11 protein-coding genes are annotated in these 17,469 nt (G+C 43.5%); 8 read left to right on the plus strand and 3 right to left on the minus strand.

Going from position 1 to position 17,469, the window contains the following annotated elements:
• Window positions 1–251: 251 nt before the first annotated feature.
• Both asnS and pncB read right to left on the minus strand, forming a co-directional pair.
• Window positions 252–1,652: an asparagine--tRNA ligase gene (asnS, locus tag Xsze_RS12480; protein ID WP_038237243.1), complete on the minus strand. Its 1,401-nt coding sequence runs from the start codon at window positions 1,650–1,652 to the stop codon at window positions 252–254.
• Between the two features lie 229 nt (window positions 1,653–1,881).
• Window positions 1,882–3,096, minus strand: a complete 1,215-nt coding sequence (gene pncB, locus Xsze_RS12485; protein ID WP_038237245.1) for a nicotinate phosphoribosyltransferase — start codon at window positions 3,094–3,096, stop codon at window positions 1,882–1,884.
• A 482-nt stretch (window positions 3,097–3,578) separates the two neighbouring features.
• Between pncB and pepN the strand changes: the two genes are divergently transcribed.
• The 3 genes from pepN to Xsze_RS12500 all read left to right on the plus strand — a co-directional run bounded on the left by pepN (window position 3,579) and on the right by Xsze_RS12500 (window position 8,238).
• A complete protein-coding gene (gene pepN, locus Xsze_RS12490; RefSeq protein WP_038237248.1) occupies window positions 3,579–6,197 on the plus strand; it encodes an aminopeptidase N in 2,619 nt (872 codons plus the stop codon).
• Between the two features lie 323 nt (window positions 6,198–6,520).
• A complete protein-coding gene (gene pyrD / locus Xsze_RS12495) occupies window positions 6,521–7,531 on the plus strand; it encodes a quinone-dependent dihydroorotate dehydrogenase (protein ID WP_038237250.1) in 1,011 nt (336 codons plus the stop codon).
• Window positions 7,532–7,686: 155 nt separating this feature from the next.
• Window positions 7,687–8,238 carry a cell division protein ZapC gene (locus Xsze_RS12500; RefSeq protein WP_038237252.1) on the plus strand — a complete coding sequence of 184 codons (552 nt, stop codon included), beginning with the start codon at window positions 7,687–7,689 and terminating at the stop codon, window positions 8,236–8,238.
• Between the two features lie 188 nt (window positions 8,239–8,426).
• On the opposite strand, the gene Xsze_RS12505 is transcribed toward Xsze_RS12500, so the two are convergent.
• The gene (locus Xsze_RS12505; RefSeq protein ID WP_038237255.1) at window positions 8,427–9,551 is read right to left on the minus strand and encodes a YcbX family protein; all 1,125 of its coding nucleotides are present in this window, start codon (window positions 9,549–9,551) and stop codon (window positions 8,427–8,429) included.
• Window positions 9,552–9,670: 119 nt separating this feature from the next.
• Here Xsze_RS12505 and rlmKL point away from each other — a divergent pair, with 119 nt between their 5' ends.
• The 5 genes from rlmKL to pqiC are packed head-to-tail and all read left to right on the plus strand — an operon-like array spanning window position 9,671 to window position 17,346.
• Entirely contained in the window at window positions 9,671–11,815 is a 2,145-nt protein-coding gene (rlmKL, locus tag Xsze_RS12510; protein WP_038237256.1) for a bifunctional 23S rRNA (guanine(2069)-N(7))-methyltransferase RlmK/23S rRNA (guanine(2445)-N(2))-methyltransferase RlmL, read from the plus strand.
• A 4-nt stretch (window positions 11,816–11,819) separates the two neighbouring features.
• Window positions 11,820–13,730, plus strand: coding sequence for an ABC transporter ATP-binding protein (locus Xsze_RS12515; RefSeq protein ID WP_038237259.1), 1,911 nt, complete (start codon window positions 11,820–11,822; stop codon window positions 13,728–13,730).
• A 49-nt stretch (window positions 13,731–13,779) separates the two neighbouring features.
• A complete protein-coding gene (gene pqiA, locus Xsze_RS12520; RefSeq protein ID WP_038237262.1) occupies window positions 13,780–15,048 on the plus strand; it encodes a membrane integrity-associated transporter subunit PqiA in 1,269 nt (422 codons plus the stop codon).
• Window positions 15,049–15,064: 16 nt separating this feature from the next.
• Entirely contained in the window at window positions 15,065–16,714 is a 1,650-nt protein-coding gene (gene pqiB, locus Xsze_RS12525) for an intermembrane transport protein PqiB (protein WP_038237309.1), read from the plus strand.
• Window positions 16,714–17,346, plus strand: a complete 633-nt coding sequence (pqiC, locus tag Xsze_RS12530; RefSeq protein ID WP_038237265.1) for a membrane integrity-associated transporter subunit PqiC — start codon at window positions 16,714–16,716, stop codon at window positions 17,344–17,346. The genes pqiB and pqiC overlap by 1 nt, the downstream gene beginning before the upstream one ends.
• Window positions 17,347–17,469: the final 123 nt, after the last annotated feature.

Here is a 17,469-nt window from a genome sequence, read left to right on the forward strand (position 1 = left end):
TAAAAAATTTTGGAACTATTTGTAGGTATCGAGTGTCTTATTAATTGGCGATCAGTGTTCCATTGGTAATGAATTTTATCCACCCTCAAGATGCTACAAAAGTGCAAAATACGTAATAAAGTGCAAATAGATGTTTCAAAATGTAAATGTGAGGGAACTTTTTTCAAGTGGTTTTTACCATAAAATGAAAAAGCCAGCTTTTGCTGGCTTTTCGAAGGATTGATTATTAGCTTATTTATTGAGCTGATTCATTAGAAACTTGCGTTTCTTGGGGTACGTGGGAACGGAATAACTTCACGAACGTTGGATACACCGGTGACATAAGCGACCAGACGCTCGAAGCCCAGACCAAAACCAGAATGAGGCACGGTGCCATAACGGCGCAGATCACGGTACCACCAATAATCTTCTTTGTTCATGCCCATCTCTTCCAAACGCTTATCCAGCATATCCAGACGCTCTTCACGCTGAGAGCCGCCGATGATTTCACCAATACCCGGCGCCAGAACATCCATTGCCGCCACAGTCTTGCCATCTTCATTTATGCGCATGTAGAAGGCTTTGATGTCTTTTGGATAGTTTTTCATGATAATCGGCGCTTCGAAATGCTTCTCGGCCAGATAACGCTCGTGTTCTGATGACAAATCCACACCCCAGAAAACGGGGTTTTCAAATTTCTGCCCGCAATTTTCCAGAATTTCTATTGCATCAGTGTAATCCAGCTGAACGAAGTCAGAATCGACAAACTTTTCCAGACGAGTGATAACCTCGTTATTAACACGCTCCGCAAAGAACGCCAAATCATCTGCACGTTCTTCCAATGCAGCCTTGAAAACATATTTCAGCATCTCTTCTGAAAGCTTGGCGATATCGTTCAGATCCGCAAACGCAACTTCAGGTTCAAGCATCCAGAACTCGGCCAAGTGGCGGCTGGTATTGGAGTTTTCTGCACGGAAAGTAGGACCGAAGGTGTAAACATTACTTAATGCGCACGCATAAGCTTCACCGTTCAACTGACCGGATACCGTCAGGAACGCTTCACGGCCAAAGAAATCTTGGCTGAAATCGACATCACCTTTATCTGTACGTGGCAAGTTTTGCAGATCTAAAGTAGAAACGCGGAACATTTCACCCGCACCTTCAGTATCTGACGCGGTGATCAATGGTGATGATACCCAGAAGAAGCCTTTTTCGTGGAAAAAGCGATGCAGGGCTTGCGCCAGAGTGTGACGAACACGTGCAACAGCACCGATCAGATTGGTTCGTGGGCGAAGGTGTGCCACTTCACGCAGGTATTCGATGCTGTGGCGTTTAGCCGCCATAGGATAAGTATCAGGATCATCAACCATGCCGACTACGGTGACTTTAGTCGCTTGCAGTTCAAAGGATTGGCCTTTGCCTTGTGATTCAACCACTGTGCCTGCCACTTCTACAGAACAGCCTGTGGTTAAACTCAGTACTTCTTCCTGATAATTCGGTAAATTATTATTAACGACGGCCTGTAATGGATTAAAGCAGGAACCGTCATAGACGGCGAGGAATGAGATACCAGCTTTAGAATCTCTCCTTGTACGTACCCAACCGCGAACGGTGACTTCACTGCCAACCGGAACACGGCCTTGCAGTACATCGACTACAGGCGCTACGCTCATAATTTTCTCTCTTCATTTATATAGTGAATTGGATAACCAGATATACCTTTCTTGTCAGGTATAGACTTACTGTCAATCCCCTGTTATCAGGGGAAGATCTTCTATCTTACTTGTCATCTCTCAGGAAACAAGAAGAAATTGCGTGTCTTAGCCAGGAAATAAAGGGAAAATATGCTCGTTACTTGCGTAACCAGCATAAAGCCGGTTACGCAAGTGATAATTGGCGGGATTAAACGACTTTTTCTATATAGGGAATATCAAATGCCCGGCGTAACCTATCGACAAACTCATCATCTTCACAGATGGTTTTTCCGGGGCTGTCGGAGAGTTTGGCTACAGGTTTACCGTTGCACTCAACCAACTTAATCACAATATTCAGGGGTTTTACACCGGGAATATTGCAGGTCAGGCGAGTGCCAATGCCGAAGACCACATTGATTCTCTTATGAAAATGTTGGTACAACGCCAGTGCTTTCTGCAAATCCAAACTATCAGAAAACACCAGTGTTTTCGTCATCGGGTCAATATCCAGCGATTGGTAGTGTGCAATGGCTTTTTCACCCCACTCGATAGGATCGCCAGAATCATGGCGCAGACCTTGGTAAGCCATGGCCAATGGTTTGTCAAAGTCCCGTAAGAAAGCATCCATGGTAATGCAATCTGTGAGTGCAATACCTAACTGATTTGGATACTCATTTAACCAGGTTTGCAAGGCGGCTCGCTGGCTGTTGGCCAAATCAGGGCTTATCTGTTGATGAGCCTGAAACCACTCATGTGCCTGCGTGCCGAGAGGGGTAAGATCCAGTTGTTCAGCAAACTTGTAGTTGCTGGTTCCGATTAGGTACGGAAAACTATTCTTTAATTCGTTGATAATGGCGTATTGTACGTCGTGTGAAAAACGACGGCGAGTGCCAAAATCCATCAACTTGAAACCGGACAAATCAATATTTTCATCCGCGGCATCTTTATAGAACAGCTCAATAAGCTTTCTCAGCTGAATAACAGCATCTTCCGGCGTGACTTCAGGTGAACGGTGGCGATGAACCAACTCGCTGATCAGGGCCAGCAAAGGCACTTCCCATAAAATCACTTCATGCCATAAACCTGAAATACGGATAGCCAATTGTCCTTCATGAGTGACAGAGACTTCGACTTGCTCAGGGTTAAAGCGGAAAGATTTACACCAGTTCAGGTAATCCTTTTTAAAGAACGGGAGGCGGGAGAGGAAATCGGCTTCACGCTCTGTTAGTGTTAAATTAGCCATCAGGTTAATTTGATGACGTAACGTCTCGGCATATTCTCCGAGCAGTTCATCACCACGGCAACGAAATTCTGCAACAACAGGAATATTGCTGTAATGGTGATACACTGCTTGTTGCATATGAAATTTATAGGCATCTGTATCAAGCAGTGATTTTATAATCGGGGTAGCGTCTAAGATCATGGCGCGTCAGGCATCCTCGCGGAGCGTATTCATGTCTGCTAAATCGATAAAATCAGGAAAGTATACCGTGATGAGTCGGTTACTGAAGTTACATCGCTGCATATATTTTCCTGCGTCTAAAGATTAAGGTTAATCCATTTACAGATAATAACATGTTAAATGGGATATGAGATGACAATTAGCACGAAAGTACTAATATGCTGCTCACATCATTTATACTTTTATTTAATAAGTTATTAACATCCAAAAAAAGAGATTTACTGATTGAAAGGTGAGTCTCTCTATGGCAGCGTTAGCGATTTGAACGTTTCTGTGGAAATATCTCTATAAAATAGAGATGGTATGAAAACACAGATAATATGAAAACATACATAGCATGTCAGATAATTTGTCATCAAGATTAGGTAGATACTGCCAACTATACTGTTCAAAACGATATCGATAAAAAATATGCCTGTCAAAAGTAATGGAAAAGGTTCCCTATGATACAACAGCGACTCGTTAAACACCGTCTGGATTATAAAACACCAGATTATACAATTACGGACATTGCCCTTGATTTTGAACTTGAGGCCAATAAAACGACGGTGACAGCAATCAGTCAGGTAAAGCGTTTGGCTAATGAAATAACCGCGCTGGTTCTGGATGGAGAAAATCTGACTTTAAAAAACCTTTATGTAGATGATAAATCTTGGGAACATTATCAGGAACAAGATGGAAAGTTACTGATTGAACAGTTACCTGCACATTTTACTCTGAAAATTGTGAATGAAATCAATCCGTCAGCAAATACAGCACTTGAGGGGTTGTATGTCTCCGGGGATGCGTTGTGCACTCAGTGTGAAGCTGAAGGATTCCGCCACATTACCTATTATTTGGATCGTCCGGATGTTTTGGCCCGATTCACAACCCGCATTACCGCAGATAAATCCAAATATCCGTTTTTGCTTTCCAATGGTAATCGCATTGCTCAGGGAGAACTGAGTGACGGGCGCCATTGGGTGCAATGGCAGGACCCATTCCCGAAACCTGCTTATCTATTTGCATTAGTTGCGGGAAATTTTGATGTTCTGCGTGATACTTTTGTTACTCGCAGTGGCCGTGAAGTTGCATTGGAATTATTTGTTGACCAAGGTAATTTGGATCGTGCGGATTGGGCCATGACATCCCTGAAAAATTCAATGAAATGGGATGAAACGCGTTTTGGTTTGGAGTATGACCTTGATATCTATATGATCGTTGCCGTTGATTTCTTTAATATGGGCGCAATGGAGAATAAGGGACTGAATGTTTTCAACTCCAAATATGTTCTGGCAAAAACAGAAACCGCAACTGACAATGATTATCTTGCCATTGAATCCGTCATCGGCCATGAATATTTCCATAACTGGACAGGAAACCGTATTACGTGCCGTGATTGGTTCCAGTTAAGCCTGAAAGAGGGGCTGACTGTCTTCCGTGATCAAGAATTCAGTTCTGATTTAGGTTCACGCTCCGTCAATCGCATCAATAATGTACGTACCATGCGCGCTGCGCAGTTTGCGGAAGATGCCAGCCCGATGGCTCATCCTATCCGTCCTGATAAAGTGATGGAAATGAATAACTTCTATACGCTGACCGTTTATGAAAAGGGTGCAGAAGTGATTCGTATGATCCACACATTATTGGGAGAAGAACAATTCCAGGCCGGTATGCAGTTGTATATTCACCGTCATGATGGCAGTGCAGCAACGTGTGATGATTTTGTTCAGGCAATGGAAGATGCTTCAAATGTTGACCTAACGCTGTTCCGCCGTTGGTATAGCCAATCGGGCACGCCTGTGCTGACTGTCCGGGATGAATACGATGCAGAAAAGCAGCAATATACTTTGCACGTTAGCCAAATGACGCCGCCAACAGCAGAACAGAAAGAAAAACTGCCTCTGCACATTCCTCTGGATATCGAGCTTTATGATGAACTCGGTCGAGTTATTCCACTGCACCGTGATGGGCAGCCCGTGAATCATATTTTGAATATCATTCATGCAGAGCAGACATTTGTATTTGATGATGTTCCATCACATCCTGTACCTTCTTTACTGCGTGAATTCTCTGCACCGGTAAAACTGGATTATCCTTACAGTGATGAACAGCTTTCATTCCTGATGAAACATGCACGCAATGAATTTTCTCGTTGGGATGCGGCGCAGACTTTACTGGCTAACTATGTAAAACTGAATGTTCCCCGTCGCCAGAAATCTCAAGCCTTGGAACTGCCAATGCATGTGATTGACGCTTTCCGCGCTGTGTTGCTGGATAAAAATATTGATCCGGCATTGGCTGCATTGATTTTAACACTGCCATCTGAAAATGAAATGGCAGAGCTGTTTACGGTCATTGATCCTCGTGCGATCCATGATGTACTCAGAGCGATGAAGCAGACGCTGGCCAATGAAATGGCGGATGAATTTGCTGCGGTATATCACAGTCTTCATACCGGCGCATACCGTGTAGACCATCAGGATATTGCAAAACGTGATTTACGGAATACCTGTCTCTATTACCTGGCCTTCATTGATGACAGGGATCAGGCAGATAAGTTAATTGCAGCACAATATTATCAGGCTGATAATATGACTGACACGATTGCTGCATTATCTGCGTCAGTATCTGCTGAACTGCCTTGTGGCTATCAATTAATGGATGAATTTGATCAACGCTGGCATCAGGATGGTTTGGTCATGGACAACTGGTTCCGAATTCAGGCGACCAACCCTGCTTTTGATGCACTGGATAAAGTCCGTGGCTTGATGAAGCACCGTTCTTTCAGTTTGAGCAATCCAAACCGTGTTTATTCGTTATTAAGGACATTCTTTGCCAGAAATGCGGTGGCGTTCCATGCTGAAGATGGTCGTGGCTATCAATTCTTGGTTGAAGTTCTGACAGATTTGAACAGCCGGAATCCACAAGTTGCATCAAGATTGATTGATCCGCTGATCCGTCTGAAACTCTATGATGAAAAACGTCAGGCGTTGATGAGTAAGGCACTGGAGCAATTGAAAGAACTGGACAATTTGTCTGGCGATCTGTTCGAAAAAATAACCAAGGCGCTTGAGAGTTAATTGATGGCCTGTTTTTTATACCTTTCGGCGCTTGTCGAAAGGTATAAAACCACGGTTTTAGCACTGTAATGATATCATTCAGTTAAATACTCACTTCTCAATTATATGCCTCTGGCAGGGAAAACGTTTAAGCAACGTTGATTGATACCGGCTGTATGCGATATTAAGGAAAGATAACGAAGGCTTTTTTGTTTACTCATATAATGGTAAATTTAGCGGCCTTTCCCTGTCACGACAAAGCAGCAATGATATATATACAGGATTGTGCATAATCTAAAATGTAAAATTAGCAATTCTTGCATAAAAATAATAGGTTAATCTAAATGTGTTATTCTCTAGTACGGAAGGCCCTGTTCCAGCTTGATCCTGAACAAGCGCATGAACTGACTTTCCGCCAACTCAAACGCGTTACTGGTACTCCTTTCGAATGTCTTATCCGCCAATCCGTTGCCACCAAACCTGTTACTTGCATGGGGCTGTCTTTCAAAAATCCACTGGGCTTAGCCGCTGGCCTTGATAAAAATGGTGATTGCATTGATGCATTTGGCGCGATGGGTTTTGGCTTTGTGGAAATAGGCACCGTAACACCTCGCCCACAAACCGGAAACGATAAACCAAGGCTATTTCGTGTTGTTGAAGCTGAGGGGATTATCAATCGGATGGGGTTCAACAACCTTGGTGTGGATAATCTGGTTGAGAATGTCAAACGCGCGAAATATGATGGCGTGATTGGGATCAATATTGGTAAAAATAAAGATACCCCTGTAGAGAATGGAAAAGATGACTATTTGATTTGCATGGATAAAGTTTATCCTCATGCAGGTTATATCACCATCAATATTTCTTCTCCGAATACACCCGGCTTGAGGAGCTTACAGTACGGTGACGCACTGGATGATCTGCTATCTGCGATCAAAAACAAGCAAAACGAACTTCAGCAGAAGTTCCAAAAGTATGTTCCCGTTGCAGTAAAGATTTCACCTGATCTTTCAGAAGAAGAATTAATAAAAATTGCTGATAGTTTAATTCGTCATCAGATTGATGGTGTTATTGCAACGAATACAACATTAGATAGAAAGATCATTGAAGGGTTGAATTACAGTCAGCAGGCAGGAGGATTAAGTGGCCGTCCTGTACAGTTGCGCAGTACTGAAATCATTCGGCGCCTTTCCCAAGAATTAAAAGGCGAAATACCGATTATTGGTGTGGGCGGAATTGATTCGCTTGTCGCAGCCAGAGAGAAAATGGAAGCGGGCTCTTCATTGATTCAGATATATTCTGGTTTTATCTATAAAGGTCCTAAATTAATCAAAGATATTATCAATCATATTTGAGTATCTACTGCAATTTTGGGCTGGGGGTTTATTTCTGCCCCCAACTCGTCTATATTTTATTTAATAGATTAAAATTTTATCGTTTTTTGAATTTCCATTTGATGGTGGTGTTTGTTTTTAACCAAAAAACTATTTTTGGCATAGAAGGGTAGATAATGAAAATTAAACCTGATGATCAGTGGCGCTGGTATTTCGATCCTGAGCATAGTCGTGTCATGCTTGATCTCGCCAATGGCATGGTTTTTCGTTCTCGTTTTCCCGCTAAAATGTTGATTGATTTTGCTGTAACAATGAAAGAGATGTCATTCTCTGTTGATGATGCTGCACTTTATTATGCTTTTGAAGAACATTCCCGCCATATTAATATTGCCCCGGCACTTCGGGCCGAATTGGCCTTGAATGGCGTCGTTGCGTTTCGTTTTATGAAACCACAAATGCCGAAGAGTTGGTATTTCTCAAGTTTTTCTTTAATGGCGAAACCAGAACACGGAGAAATTGTTCAGGCACGTGTGCAGGATAGTGGTGTTGAAGCTCTTTTTATGGTGGTTGAAGTGGGTAATAATGCCAGCCTGTGTCTATTGGCACAAGAAAAATTAGAGCTGAATGACAAAGTGATGGATTTCTGTACCCCGATTAAAGTGATGAATGACCGATTGATGCCTTACATTGAACCTATCCAGAAAACGATATACGATTATGCGATTTAATTTAGGTCATATATTATTCATTTCATATACACCTGCTTTCAAATATATTCTTCATGGTGTTCTCCTGACTGTTTTTTACAGAATATTTCCTCAATTAAAAAATGATTAAAAATTAACAATAGATATGGATATAAAAGTCAGACAGATAACCTTATCCATACTCTCTGACTTAAATAAAAATATGATTGTTATAGACTATTAATGCTTAATTTAAGGACCAAATCATTTTTAGGGATACAGCTACAGGCCAGAATTTTTCCATTTTCTTTAATGGCTGTCGATTTAAGAGGTAATACCTCACCTTCAATTAAGGATATCTTACAAGAACCACATATACCCGCGCGACATGAATAAGGTATTCTAATACCTTGATTTTCTAATTGTTCTAAAATAATGTGCTGATTATTTCCAATAAAATGCTGCCCATTGAACTCAATGGAAACAGACTGTTCAACGGTTTTCTGTAAAGTTAAATCCTTGGTTTGCTGGCCACTGCCATATTTGCGCGGTGTTCTCTTTTCCAAAACCCTTACATGATCACCAACGCGAATAATGCCACTGTTACGTGCAATTGCATTTTGCCCAAAATCGACGGCACCATCTTCTTCGGCTGTTCTGAAAGAACTCAACGTTGCCAGCGGTTCGCCCTGGGGATTTTTGCGGCCTCTCTCCGGGCTGACAGTGGTTAAAATGCAGCGGCTACAAGGTTTGGGGAGGTCGAAAATAAGATCGCCGATCTGAATAACCCGCCAGTTATCTTCTTCGAAAGGCTCTGCGCCGGTGATAATCATATTGGCGCGGAATTGTTCTATTTTAATACTGGCAGGACAGCGTTGCTGTAAGGCATTGAAAGACGCCTCATTGATAATTAGATAAGGAAAGCCATCAGCGAAAGATAATGAGACATCAGGAAATTTCTTTACCCGCCGAGTTAATTCTTCACTGATCCATCGAAGTTGCACAGGAGTATCAAAAAAACTACTGAGCCAAGTATTTATCGATTCGGGGGCGACTAAAGCGGTAAAATGGTTTCCCCAAACTTCGGTGGGTGAACGCCCTTCTTTAAAATCAGTGTAAAGCACTGTTGCGCTTTCTCCATTCGGGGCTCGTAAATAGAGGCCATTATGGAGCATAGTTGGCGTAAACAGCAGCATCTGTGGATACTGGCGACCCGTCATAAAAGTGCCGTCCGTTGTGGTTATCATAAAATTTCGATCAAATGTAAGGCCACTTTCATTGACGAGGGAATGCGAAAGTTGCAATCCGCGCATGGATTTAACGGGATAGGTATAGAGGCGCGACAGGGTTAACATCTGTTCTCTCCAAAATATTTTTATATTTGATCGTGTCAGCAACTTTATGACATGTCGCTGGTATTGGCTATAATGTGCCACGATTTTTTTGTGGTGAACTTTTTGTGGTGATTAATAAAATGAACTCTCTCTTTGCCAGCACGGCACGTGGACTGGAAGAACTGTTAAAGAACGAACTGGAAATGCTGGGAGCGCAATCCTGTAAGATTGCCCAAGGTGGGGTTCATTTTCAGGGCGATGATAGGGTGATGTATAAAAGTTTGCTGTGGAGCAGACTGGCATCCCGTATCATGATGCCGCTCAACGAATTCAAGGTCTATAGCGATCTGGACTTGTATCTTGGTGTCCAATCGATTGACTGGAGTGAGATTTTCTCTGTCGACAGCACGTTCTCGGTGCATTTCAGCGGCACAAATGAAGAGATCAGAAATACACAATATGGCGCACTGAAAGTTAAAGATGCCATTGTTGACAGCTTTATGCGCAAAGTAAAGCAGCGTCCTGATGTTGCCAAGCAACAGCCGGATGTCCGTGTGAACGTCTTCTTAAATAAAGAAAAAGCAACCGTTTCACTCGATTTGAGTGGTGACAGTCTGCATATCCGTGGTTACCGTGACTTGGCGGGACAAGCTCCCCTGAAAGAAACCCTTGCCGCAGCCATTATTATGCGTTCGGGCTGGAGTACCGGTACGCCCATGGTCGACCCTATGTGTGGTTCAGGAACATTATTAATTGAAGCCGCCATGATGGCAGCAGATTGTGCCCCTGGCTTGCATCGTACGCATTGGGGATTCATGTCATGGCTGAAATTTGATGAAACAATCTGGCGTGAAGTGACAACGGAAGCACAAGTGCGTTTTCGTAAAGGGCTACAGGAGACGACTTCGCGCTTTTTCGGCGCAGATATCGATCGCCGTGTCATGGATATGGCACGCTCAAATGCGCGCAGAGCAGGCGTTGCACAATTGATCCAGTTCCAGCAGGGAGATGCAAGTAAACTGGAAAATCCACTGCCAGAAGGTGTGGTGGGAACGGTATTAAGCAACCCGCCTTATGGTGAGCGTCTTGAAAGTGAACCGGCCTTGATAGCCTTACACAGCATATTCGGTCGTGTAATGAAAAGCCGTTTTCCGGGCTGGCGTTTATCATTGTTCAGCGCTTCACCAGAACTGTTGAGTTGCCTGCAATTACGTGCAGAGCGCGAGTTTAAAGCGAAAAATGGCCCGCTGGATTGTGTTCAGAAAAACTATTCTATCCAATCTATCGAAAGATCTGAGCCATTGTCGGATAGTCCGAAGCCATTGGATACCGGGATTGCAGAAGACTATGCAAACCGCTTGAGCAAGAATGAGAAAAAACTCAGTAAATGGGCTAAGCAGCAAGGTATCGATTGCTACCGTTTATATGATGCAGATTTGCCTGAATACAACGTTGCCGTTGATCGCTATGCGGATAAAATTGTCGTTCAGGAATATGCCCCTCCAAAAACTGTGGATGCCAATAAAGCTCGTCAACGTTTGTTTGATGTTATCAGCGCCACAATGAATGTGCTGGGTTTAACATCCAACCAACTGATCCTGAAAACACGCCAACGTCAGAAAGGCAAAAGCCAATATGAAAAAATGGCCGAGAAACAAGAGTTCTTTTTGGTCAACGAGTACGGTGCGAAATTTTGGGTTAACCTGACCGATTATCTGGATACAGGACTGTTCCTTGATCACCGTATTGCCCGCAAAAAACTGGGTGAAATGAGCCAGGGCAAAGATTTCCTCAACTTATTTGCCTATACCGGTTCTGCGACAGTTCATGCTGGATTGGGAGGAGCACGCTCAACAACGACGGTGGATATGTCCCGCACTTATCTCGAATGGGCAGAAAAGAATCTACAGGCGAACGGCTTAATCGGACGCCAGCATCGTTTAATTCAGGCCGATTGCTTGGGATGGTTGGCGCAAACCCGTGAACAATTTGATTTGATCTTTATTGATCCCCCCACATTTTCCAATTCTAAGCGAATGGAAGACACTTTTGATGTTCAGCGTGATCACATTGAACTAATGAAACAATTAAAACGTTTGCTGCGTCGTGGTGGAACCCTGATGTTTTCCAATAATAAGCGAGGATTCAAAATGGATTTTGCTGAACTGGAGAAATTAGGGCTGGTTGCAAACGAAATAACAGGAAAAACATTATCTCAGGATTTTGCCCGTAACCGTCAGATTCATAACTGTTGGTTGCTGTGTCACGCTGGCGAGGAAAAATAATATTATGTCACTGATTAGTTTATCTGGTGCTTGGTTATCCTTCAGTGATGCACCGCTGTTGGATAACACAGAGTTGCATATTGAAGAAAATGAAAGGGTCTGTCTGGTTGGACGCAATGGCGCAGGAAAATCAACATTATTGCGTGTTCTGGCGAAAGAGCAGCCATTAGATGATGGGCAGGTCATTTATGAGCAAGATTTGGTTGTTGCCCGTTTAGAACAAGATCCTCCCCGTGATGTAGAAGGCACAGTATTTGACTTTGTCGCGGAAGGCGTTAAAGAGCAGGCCGGGTATATCAAAGCATTCCACCATATTTCCCGTTTGGTGGAAACGGACCCCAGTGAAAAAAACCTTAAGCAGCTGGCTGAGTCGCAGGAAATATTGGATACCCGTGGTCTTTGGTCACTGGATAGCAGGATCAGCGACGTATTGAAACAACTGTCATTACCCGCAGAAGCAAAATTATCCTCACTGTCTGGTGGTTGGTTGCGTAAGGCCGCGCTGGGCAGAGCGCTGGTTTGTGGACCAAGAGTTTTGTTTCTTGATGAGCCAACCAACCATCTGGATATTAATACGATTGAATGGTTGGAAAATTTCCTGAAAGACTTCAAAGGAAGCCTTGTTTTCATTTCCCATGACCGTTCATTCATTCGCAACATGGCAACACGCATTATTGATTTGGACAGGGGAAAACTGGCTTCATGGCCGGGTAATTACGATAAATACCTTGAAAGCAAAGAAGAGGCATTGCGTGTTGAAGAAATGCAAAATGCTGAATTCGACAAGAAACTGGCGCAGGAAGAAGTTTGGATCCGTCAGGGAATTAAAGCACGGCGCACGCGCAATGAAGGGCGGGTAAGGGCATTAAAAGCGCTGCGTGTTGAACGGTCAGAACGCCGTAATGTTATGGGTACGGCGAAAATGCAGGTCGGAGAAGCAGCACGTTCAGGTAAAATAGTGTTTGAAATGGAAAATGTGAATTACCGGATTGGTGATAAAACATTGGTCAAAAATTTCTCGGCTCAGGTTCAACGTGGCGACAAAATTGCGTTGATCGGGCCAAATGGTTGCGGCAAGACAACATTATTGAAGCTGATGCTGGGAGATTTGACGGCAGATAGCGGGCGCATTCACTGTGGTACAAAACTGGAAGTGGCTTATTTTGATCAGCACCGCGCGGCACTGGATCCCGATAAAACAGTCATAGATAACCTTGCAGATGGTAAACAGGAAGTGATGGTTAACGGACGTTCCCGTCATGTACTGGGTTATTTGCAGGATTTTCTTTTTCATCCTAAACGTGCGATGACGCCTGTCAGAGCACTTTCCGGTGGAGAACGCAATCGTCTGTTACTGGCGCGTTTATTCCTGAAACCAAGCAACTTACTGATCCTTGATGAACCAACCAATGATCTTGATGTTGAAACGCTGGAATTACTCGAAGAGATGGTTGATAGCTATACGGGAACAGTCATCTTGGTGAGCCATGATCGTCAATTTGTTGATAACTCGGTAACTGAATGCTGGATCTTTGAAGGCGAAGGTGAAGTCAACAATTATATGGGGGGGTATTATGATGCCCAGCAGCAGCGTGCACAAGCCGTCTCCCTGCTCCAGTCTTCAGAGAAAAAAAGTAATCCTGAAACCAAGGCAGTCAAACCGAAGGAAACATCCAAGCGGGCAAATAATAAGATAAGTTACCATTTACTGCGAGAGCTAGAGCAACTACCATCATTATTGGAAAAGCTAGAAGAAGAGATTGAGAAATTGCAATCTCAGGTCAGTGACCCTGAATTCTTCAACCAGCCTCACGAAGTTACACAAAATGTTCTGAATGAATTGACAAATAAAGAACAAGAATTGGAAAAAGCGTTTGACCGTTGGCAGGAACTGGAAATGATGAAAAATGGATGATCGCTGCCAATTGAGAGAAGCTTATCGTTTTTGTTAAAGGAGAAACACTTTGTGTTCCAATAACCATCAGCATGACAAGCTGGTTCTTTGTCCCCAGTGTGACATGCTGGCGGCTGTACCTGATTTGGAACAAGGGAAAAAAGCGGTGTGTCCGCGCTGTGACACTTTGCTGACAGCAAAGTGGAAAAGGCCGCGCGGCCAGCCGACAGTCTATGCAGTAAGCGCCTTGTCGATGTTGTTTCTGGCTTGCCTGTTTCCCTTTATTAGCATGAGTGTTGCGGGGATTGTCAGCGAAATTACGCTGACTCAAATCCCGAGGGTGATGTTCAGTGAAGACTATTCCAGCATGGCAGTGTTCTTCCTGATTTTTGTTCAGTTTGTGCCAACATTTTGTATGTTGGCCATCATTCTCTTATGTCAGAACGTTAAAATGGCGCACCGCCTGAAGATAGAGCTGGCCCGCATTCTGTTTAAAATGAAAAGCTGGTGCATGGCAGAAATTTTTCTGGCGGGGATTTTGGTGAGCTTTGTTAAGCTCATGGCATATGGCGATATCAGTATCGGTTTGAGTTTCCTGCCTTATTGCTTATTTTGTCTATTTCAGATCAGGGCATTTCAATGCCTTGACAGACATTGGTTTTGGAATGCAATCGAGCCAGCCCCTGAATTTTGTCACACCTTACAAGCCGGAAAACCCGGTTTGATGCAAGGTGTCAGGCTTTGCCAATGCTGTACCGCCATTTTACCTGCTGAGCAATCCCGGTGCCCTCGCTGCAAGACAAAGGGACATGCTCGCCGCCGCCATAGCCTCCAGTGCACAATGGCGTTATTGATAACATCAGTCATACTTTATATTCCGGCGAATTTATTGCCTATCATGGTCACTCAGGCATTGGGGAGCCATATTAATTCCACCATTTTGGAAGGGATTATTTTACTTTGGAGTTCAGGATCTTATCCCGTAGCCATGGTTATTTTCATCGCCAGTATCATGGTGCCTTCATTGAAAATGCTGGCGATTAGCTGGTTGTGCTGGGATGCTAAAAATCAAGGGCGTCATAATTCTGAAACGATGCATTTTATTTACGAAATAGTCGAATTTGTTGGTCGCTGGTCAATGATTGATGTGTTTGTGATAGCCGTATTATCGTCTTTGGTTCGCATGGGGCAGTTAATGAGCATTTACCCTGCTATGGGGGCTGTATTGTTTGCTTTGGTTGTTATCTTGACGATGTTTGCGTCAATGACATTTGATCCACGCTTGACCTGGGACAAAACCAATAGTCGATTTGCACGACATAAAAATGAGGAATCGTAAGGTGACGGATAAAAAGGTGACGGGTAAAGAAGAAGCTCTGACTCAAGCCAGAATCAGCAAACTCAAGAGTTGGTCACCTGTATGGATCGTACCAATTGTTACTGTGCTTATTGGTGTTTGGATACTGTTTTATCATTTCAGCCATCAGGGGCCAGAAGTGACACTGATAACCTCCAATGCCGAAGGCATTGAGGCAGGAAAAACAAAAATCAAAAGTCGCAGTGTTGACATTGGCGTCGTCGAAAAGGTGTCACTGAGTGATAACTTAGGGAAAGTAATCATTAAAGCACGTTTGAATGTTGATATGGAGCGGCTTCTGCATAAAGATTCTGCTTTTTGGGTTGTAAAACCTCAGATCGGGCGTGAAGGGGTTTCTGGCCTGAGTACATTACTGTCGGGTGTATTTATCGAACTACAGCCCAGTACAGAAGGTGAAGAAGAAAGAACATTTTCACTGCTTGAGTCACCCCCCCTTGCTTCTCCTGATGCAAAAGGCAAGCGCCTTATCCTGACGAGTGAAAAAGCAGGGCGGTTAACTCCCGGTGACCCCGTATTATTTCGGGGATATCGTGTAGGGTCTGTTGAAACGGGAACGTTTGATCCAAAATCCAGACTGGTTCGCTACCAGATTTTCATTAATGCTCCTTACGATGGTTTACTGACAACAAATGTCAGATTCTGGAAAGACGGCGGGGTTGCTTTTGACATGTCATCACAAGGCATACGGGTTGAAGTTGCTTCATTATCTACCTTGTTCGGAGGTGGGGTAAGTTTTGATGTGCCAAAAGGTTGGGGATTGGGTAGCCCTGTCAACGAAAAAGACATTTTCAAACTTTATGATAATGAGAACAGTATCCAAAATGCGCTTTATACAGAACACAAAGACTTCTTGCTATTCTTCTCTGATTCAGTACGTGGCCTGCAACAAGGCGCACCCGTAGAATTCCGTGGCATTCGGGTAGGGACAGTCGCAAAAATACCGTTCTATACCGAAGGCATCAAGCAGCGGTTGGATAATGAGTTTCGTATTCCCGTATTGATTCACATTGAGCCTGAGCGTTTTTCAAAAGAATTAGGAAATGAGTTTTATACCGAAAAGGAATTGAGGGAAATTATTGCCCGAGGTTTGAGAGCCACATTGAAATCAGGCAATTTGCTGACAGGTGCGTTGTTTATTGATCTGGATTTTTACCCTGACGAAAAACCATGGGAAGGGCCAAATGAAATTGCAGGCTATGACATTTTGCCGACTGTCAGCGGCGGTCTGGCGCAAATACAGCAAAAAGTGATTATGACACTGGATAAGATCAATAGAATGCCTATTGAACCCGTGTTTATTCAGGCAACGCAGGCACTGGAAGAAAGCCAGAAGACCCTTAAATCTGCGCAAAAAACCATGGATGAATTAAACCGTATTCTTGCAAGTAAAGAGGCTCAGGGGCTTCCTAAAGATATCCAAAATACATTATATGAATTAAATCGCAGTATGCAGGGGATACAACCTGGTTCACCGGCTTACAGCAAGTTAATCGACAATATGCAGCGTTTGGATCAAGTATTGCGTGAATTACAACCTGTTTTGAAAACGCTTAACAGCAAGAGTAATGCATTGGTATTTGAAGCTGAACCGACTAACGATCCCGAACCTAAAAAGGCGGCTGAGTAATGAAAAGGTTGATTTTAAGATTGGCATTTTTTGCTTCTGCTGGTGTTTTTGTCATTGGGAGCTTATTTATTTCAGGATGTAGCAGCAGTAGCCAGCCACAAAAAACATATTATCAACTGCCCGTTTTAGCCGTTTCACCTGAAAAAAGCACATTGCAGGAAGGAGCAACACAGGCAGAAAACAAACCCGTTGTAAGGCATGAACGGCAACTATGGGTAAAAAGCGTTAATCTTTCAGATTTTCTTGCTGCTTCCGGAATTGCATACCAAACAGGGAAGGTCAGTTATATCAATGCCTCCAATCACTTATGGGCCAGCCCATTGCAGCAGCAACTGCAACAAATCTTAATTTCTGAGCTGAGCGCAGAGCTGCCAAATCGTCTGATCTCAGGTCAGGAGCTGGAAAAAAATGCAGAGACGCTGGATGTTACCGTAACTGCTTTTCATGGACGGTATGACGGGCGGGTGTTGGTAGCCGGATATTGGATACTTTCTGACTCAGGTCGAGTCTTCAAACAACCATTTCACGTTGAATTGAAACAGGAAAAAGATGGCTATGCCGACTTAGTACTTACGCTGGCAAAGGGATATAGCCAAATGATTCGATCTATTGCCGGACAGATTTCTTCTTGAGATCAGCCGAATAGTGTAAATGCTTTTTATGACAATTCTATGAACTTCTTTGCTTGATCTTCGTTTCATATGGGGGTATGACTAAGGCAGGCAGAACAAGAAATGATCACTTTTCATCTTCAT

Source organism: Xenorhabdus szentirmaii DSM 16338, assembly GCF_002632585.1.
In the GTDB taxonomy this organism is placed as follows: domain Bacteria; phylum Pseudomonadota; class Gammaproteobacteria; order Enterobacterales; family Enterobacteriaceae; genus Xenorhabdus; species Xenorhabdus szentirmaii.

What these genes read in the sequence shown, in the direction of transcription:
- asnS (WP_038237243.1), bottom strand. Translation starts at nt 1,652, where the DNA reads ATGAGCGTAGCGCCTGTAGTCGATGTACTGCAAGGCCGTGTTCCGGTT.
- pncB (WP_038237245.1), bottom strand. Translation starts at nt 3,096, where the DNA reads ATGATCTTAGACGCTACCCCGATTATAAAATCACTGCTTGATACAGAT.
- pepN (WP_038237248.1), top strand. Translation starts at nt 3,579, where the DNA reads ATGATACAACAGCGACTCGTTAAACACCGTCTGGATTATAAAACACCA.
- pyrD (WP_038237250.1), top strand. Translation starts at nt 6,521, where the DNA reads ATGTGTTATTCTCTAGTACGGAAGGCCCTGTTCCAGCTTGATCCTGAA.
- Xsze_RS12500 (WP_038237252.1), top strand. Translation starts at nt 7,687, where the DNA reads ATGAAAATTAAACCTGATGATCAGTGGCGCTGGTATTTCGATCCTGAG.
- Xsze_RS12505 (WP_038237255.1), bottom strand. Translation starts at nt 9,551, where the DNA reads ATGTTAACCCTGTCGCGCCTCTATACCTATCCCGTTAAATCCATGCGC.
- rlmKL (WP_038237256.1), top strand. Translation starts at nt 9,671, where the DNA reads ATGAACTCTCTCTTTGCCAGCACGGCACGTGGACTGGAAGAACTGTTA.
- Xsze_RS12515 (WP_038237259.1), top strand. Translation starts at nt 11,820, where the DNA reads ATGTCACTGATTAGTTTATCTGGTGCTTGGTTATCCTTCAGTGATGCA.
- pqiC (WP_038237265.1), top strand. Translation starts at nt 16,714, where the DNA reads ATGAAAAGGTTGATTTTAAGATTGGCATTTTTTGCTTCTGCTGGTGTT.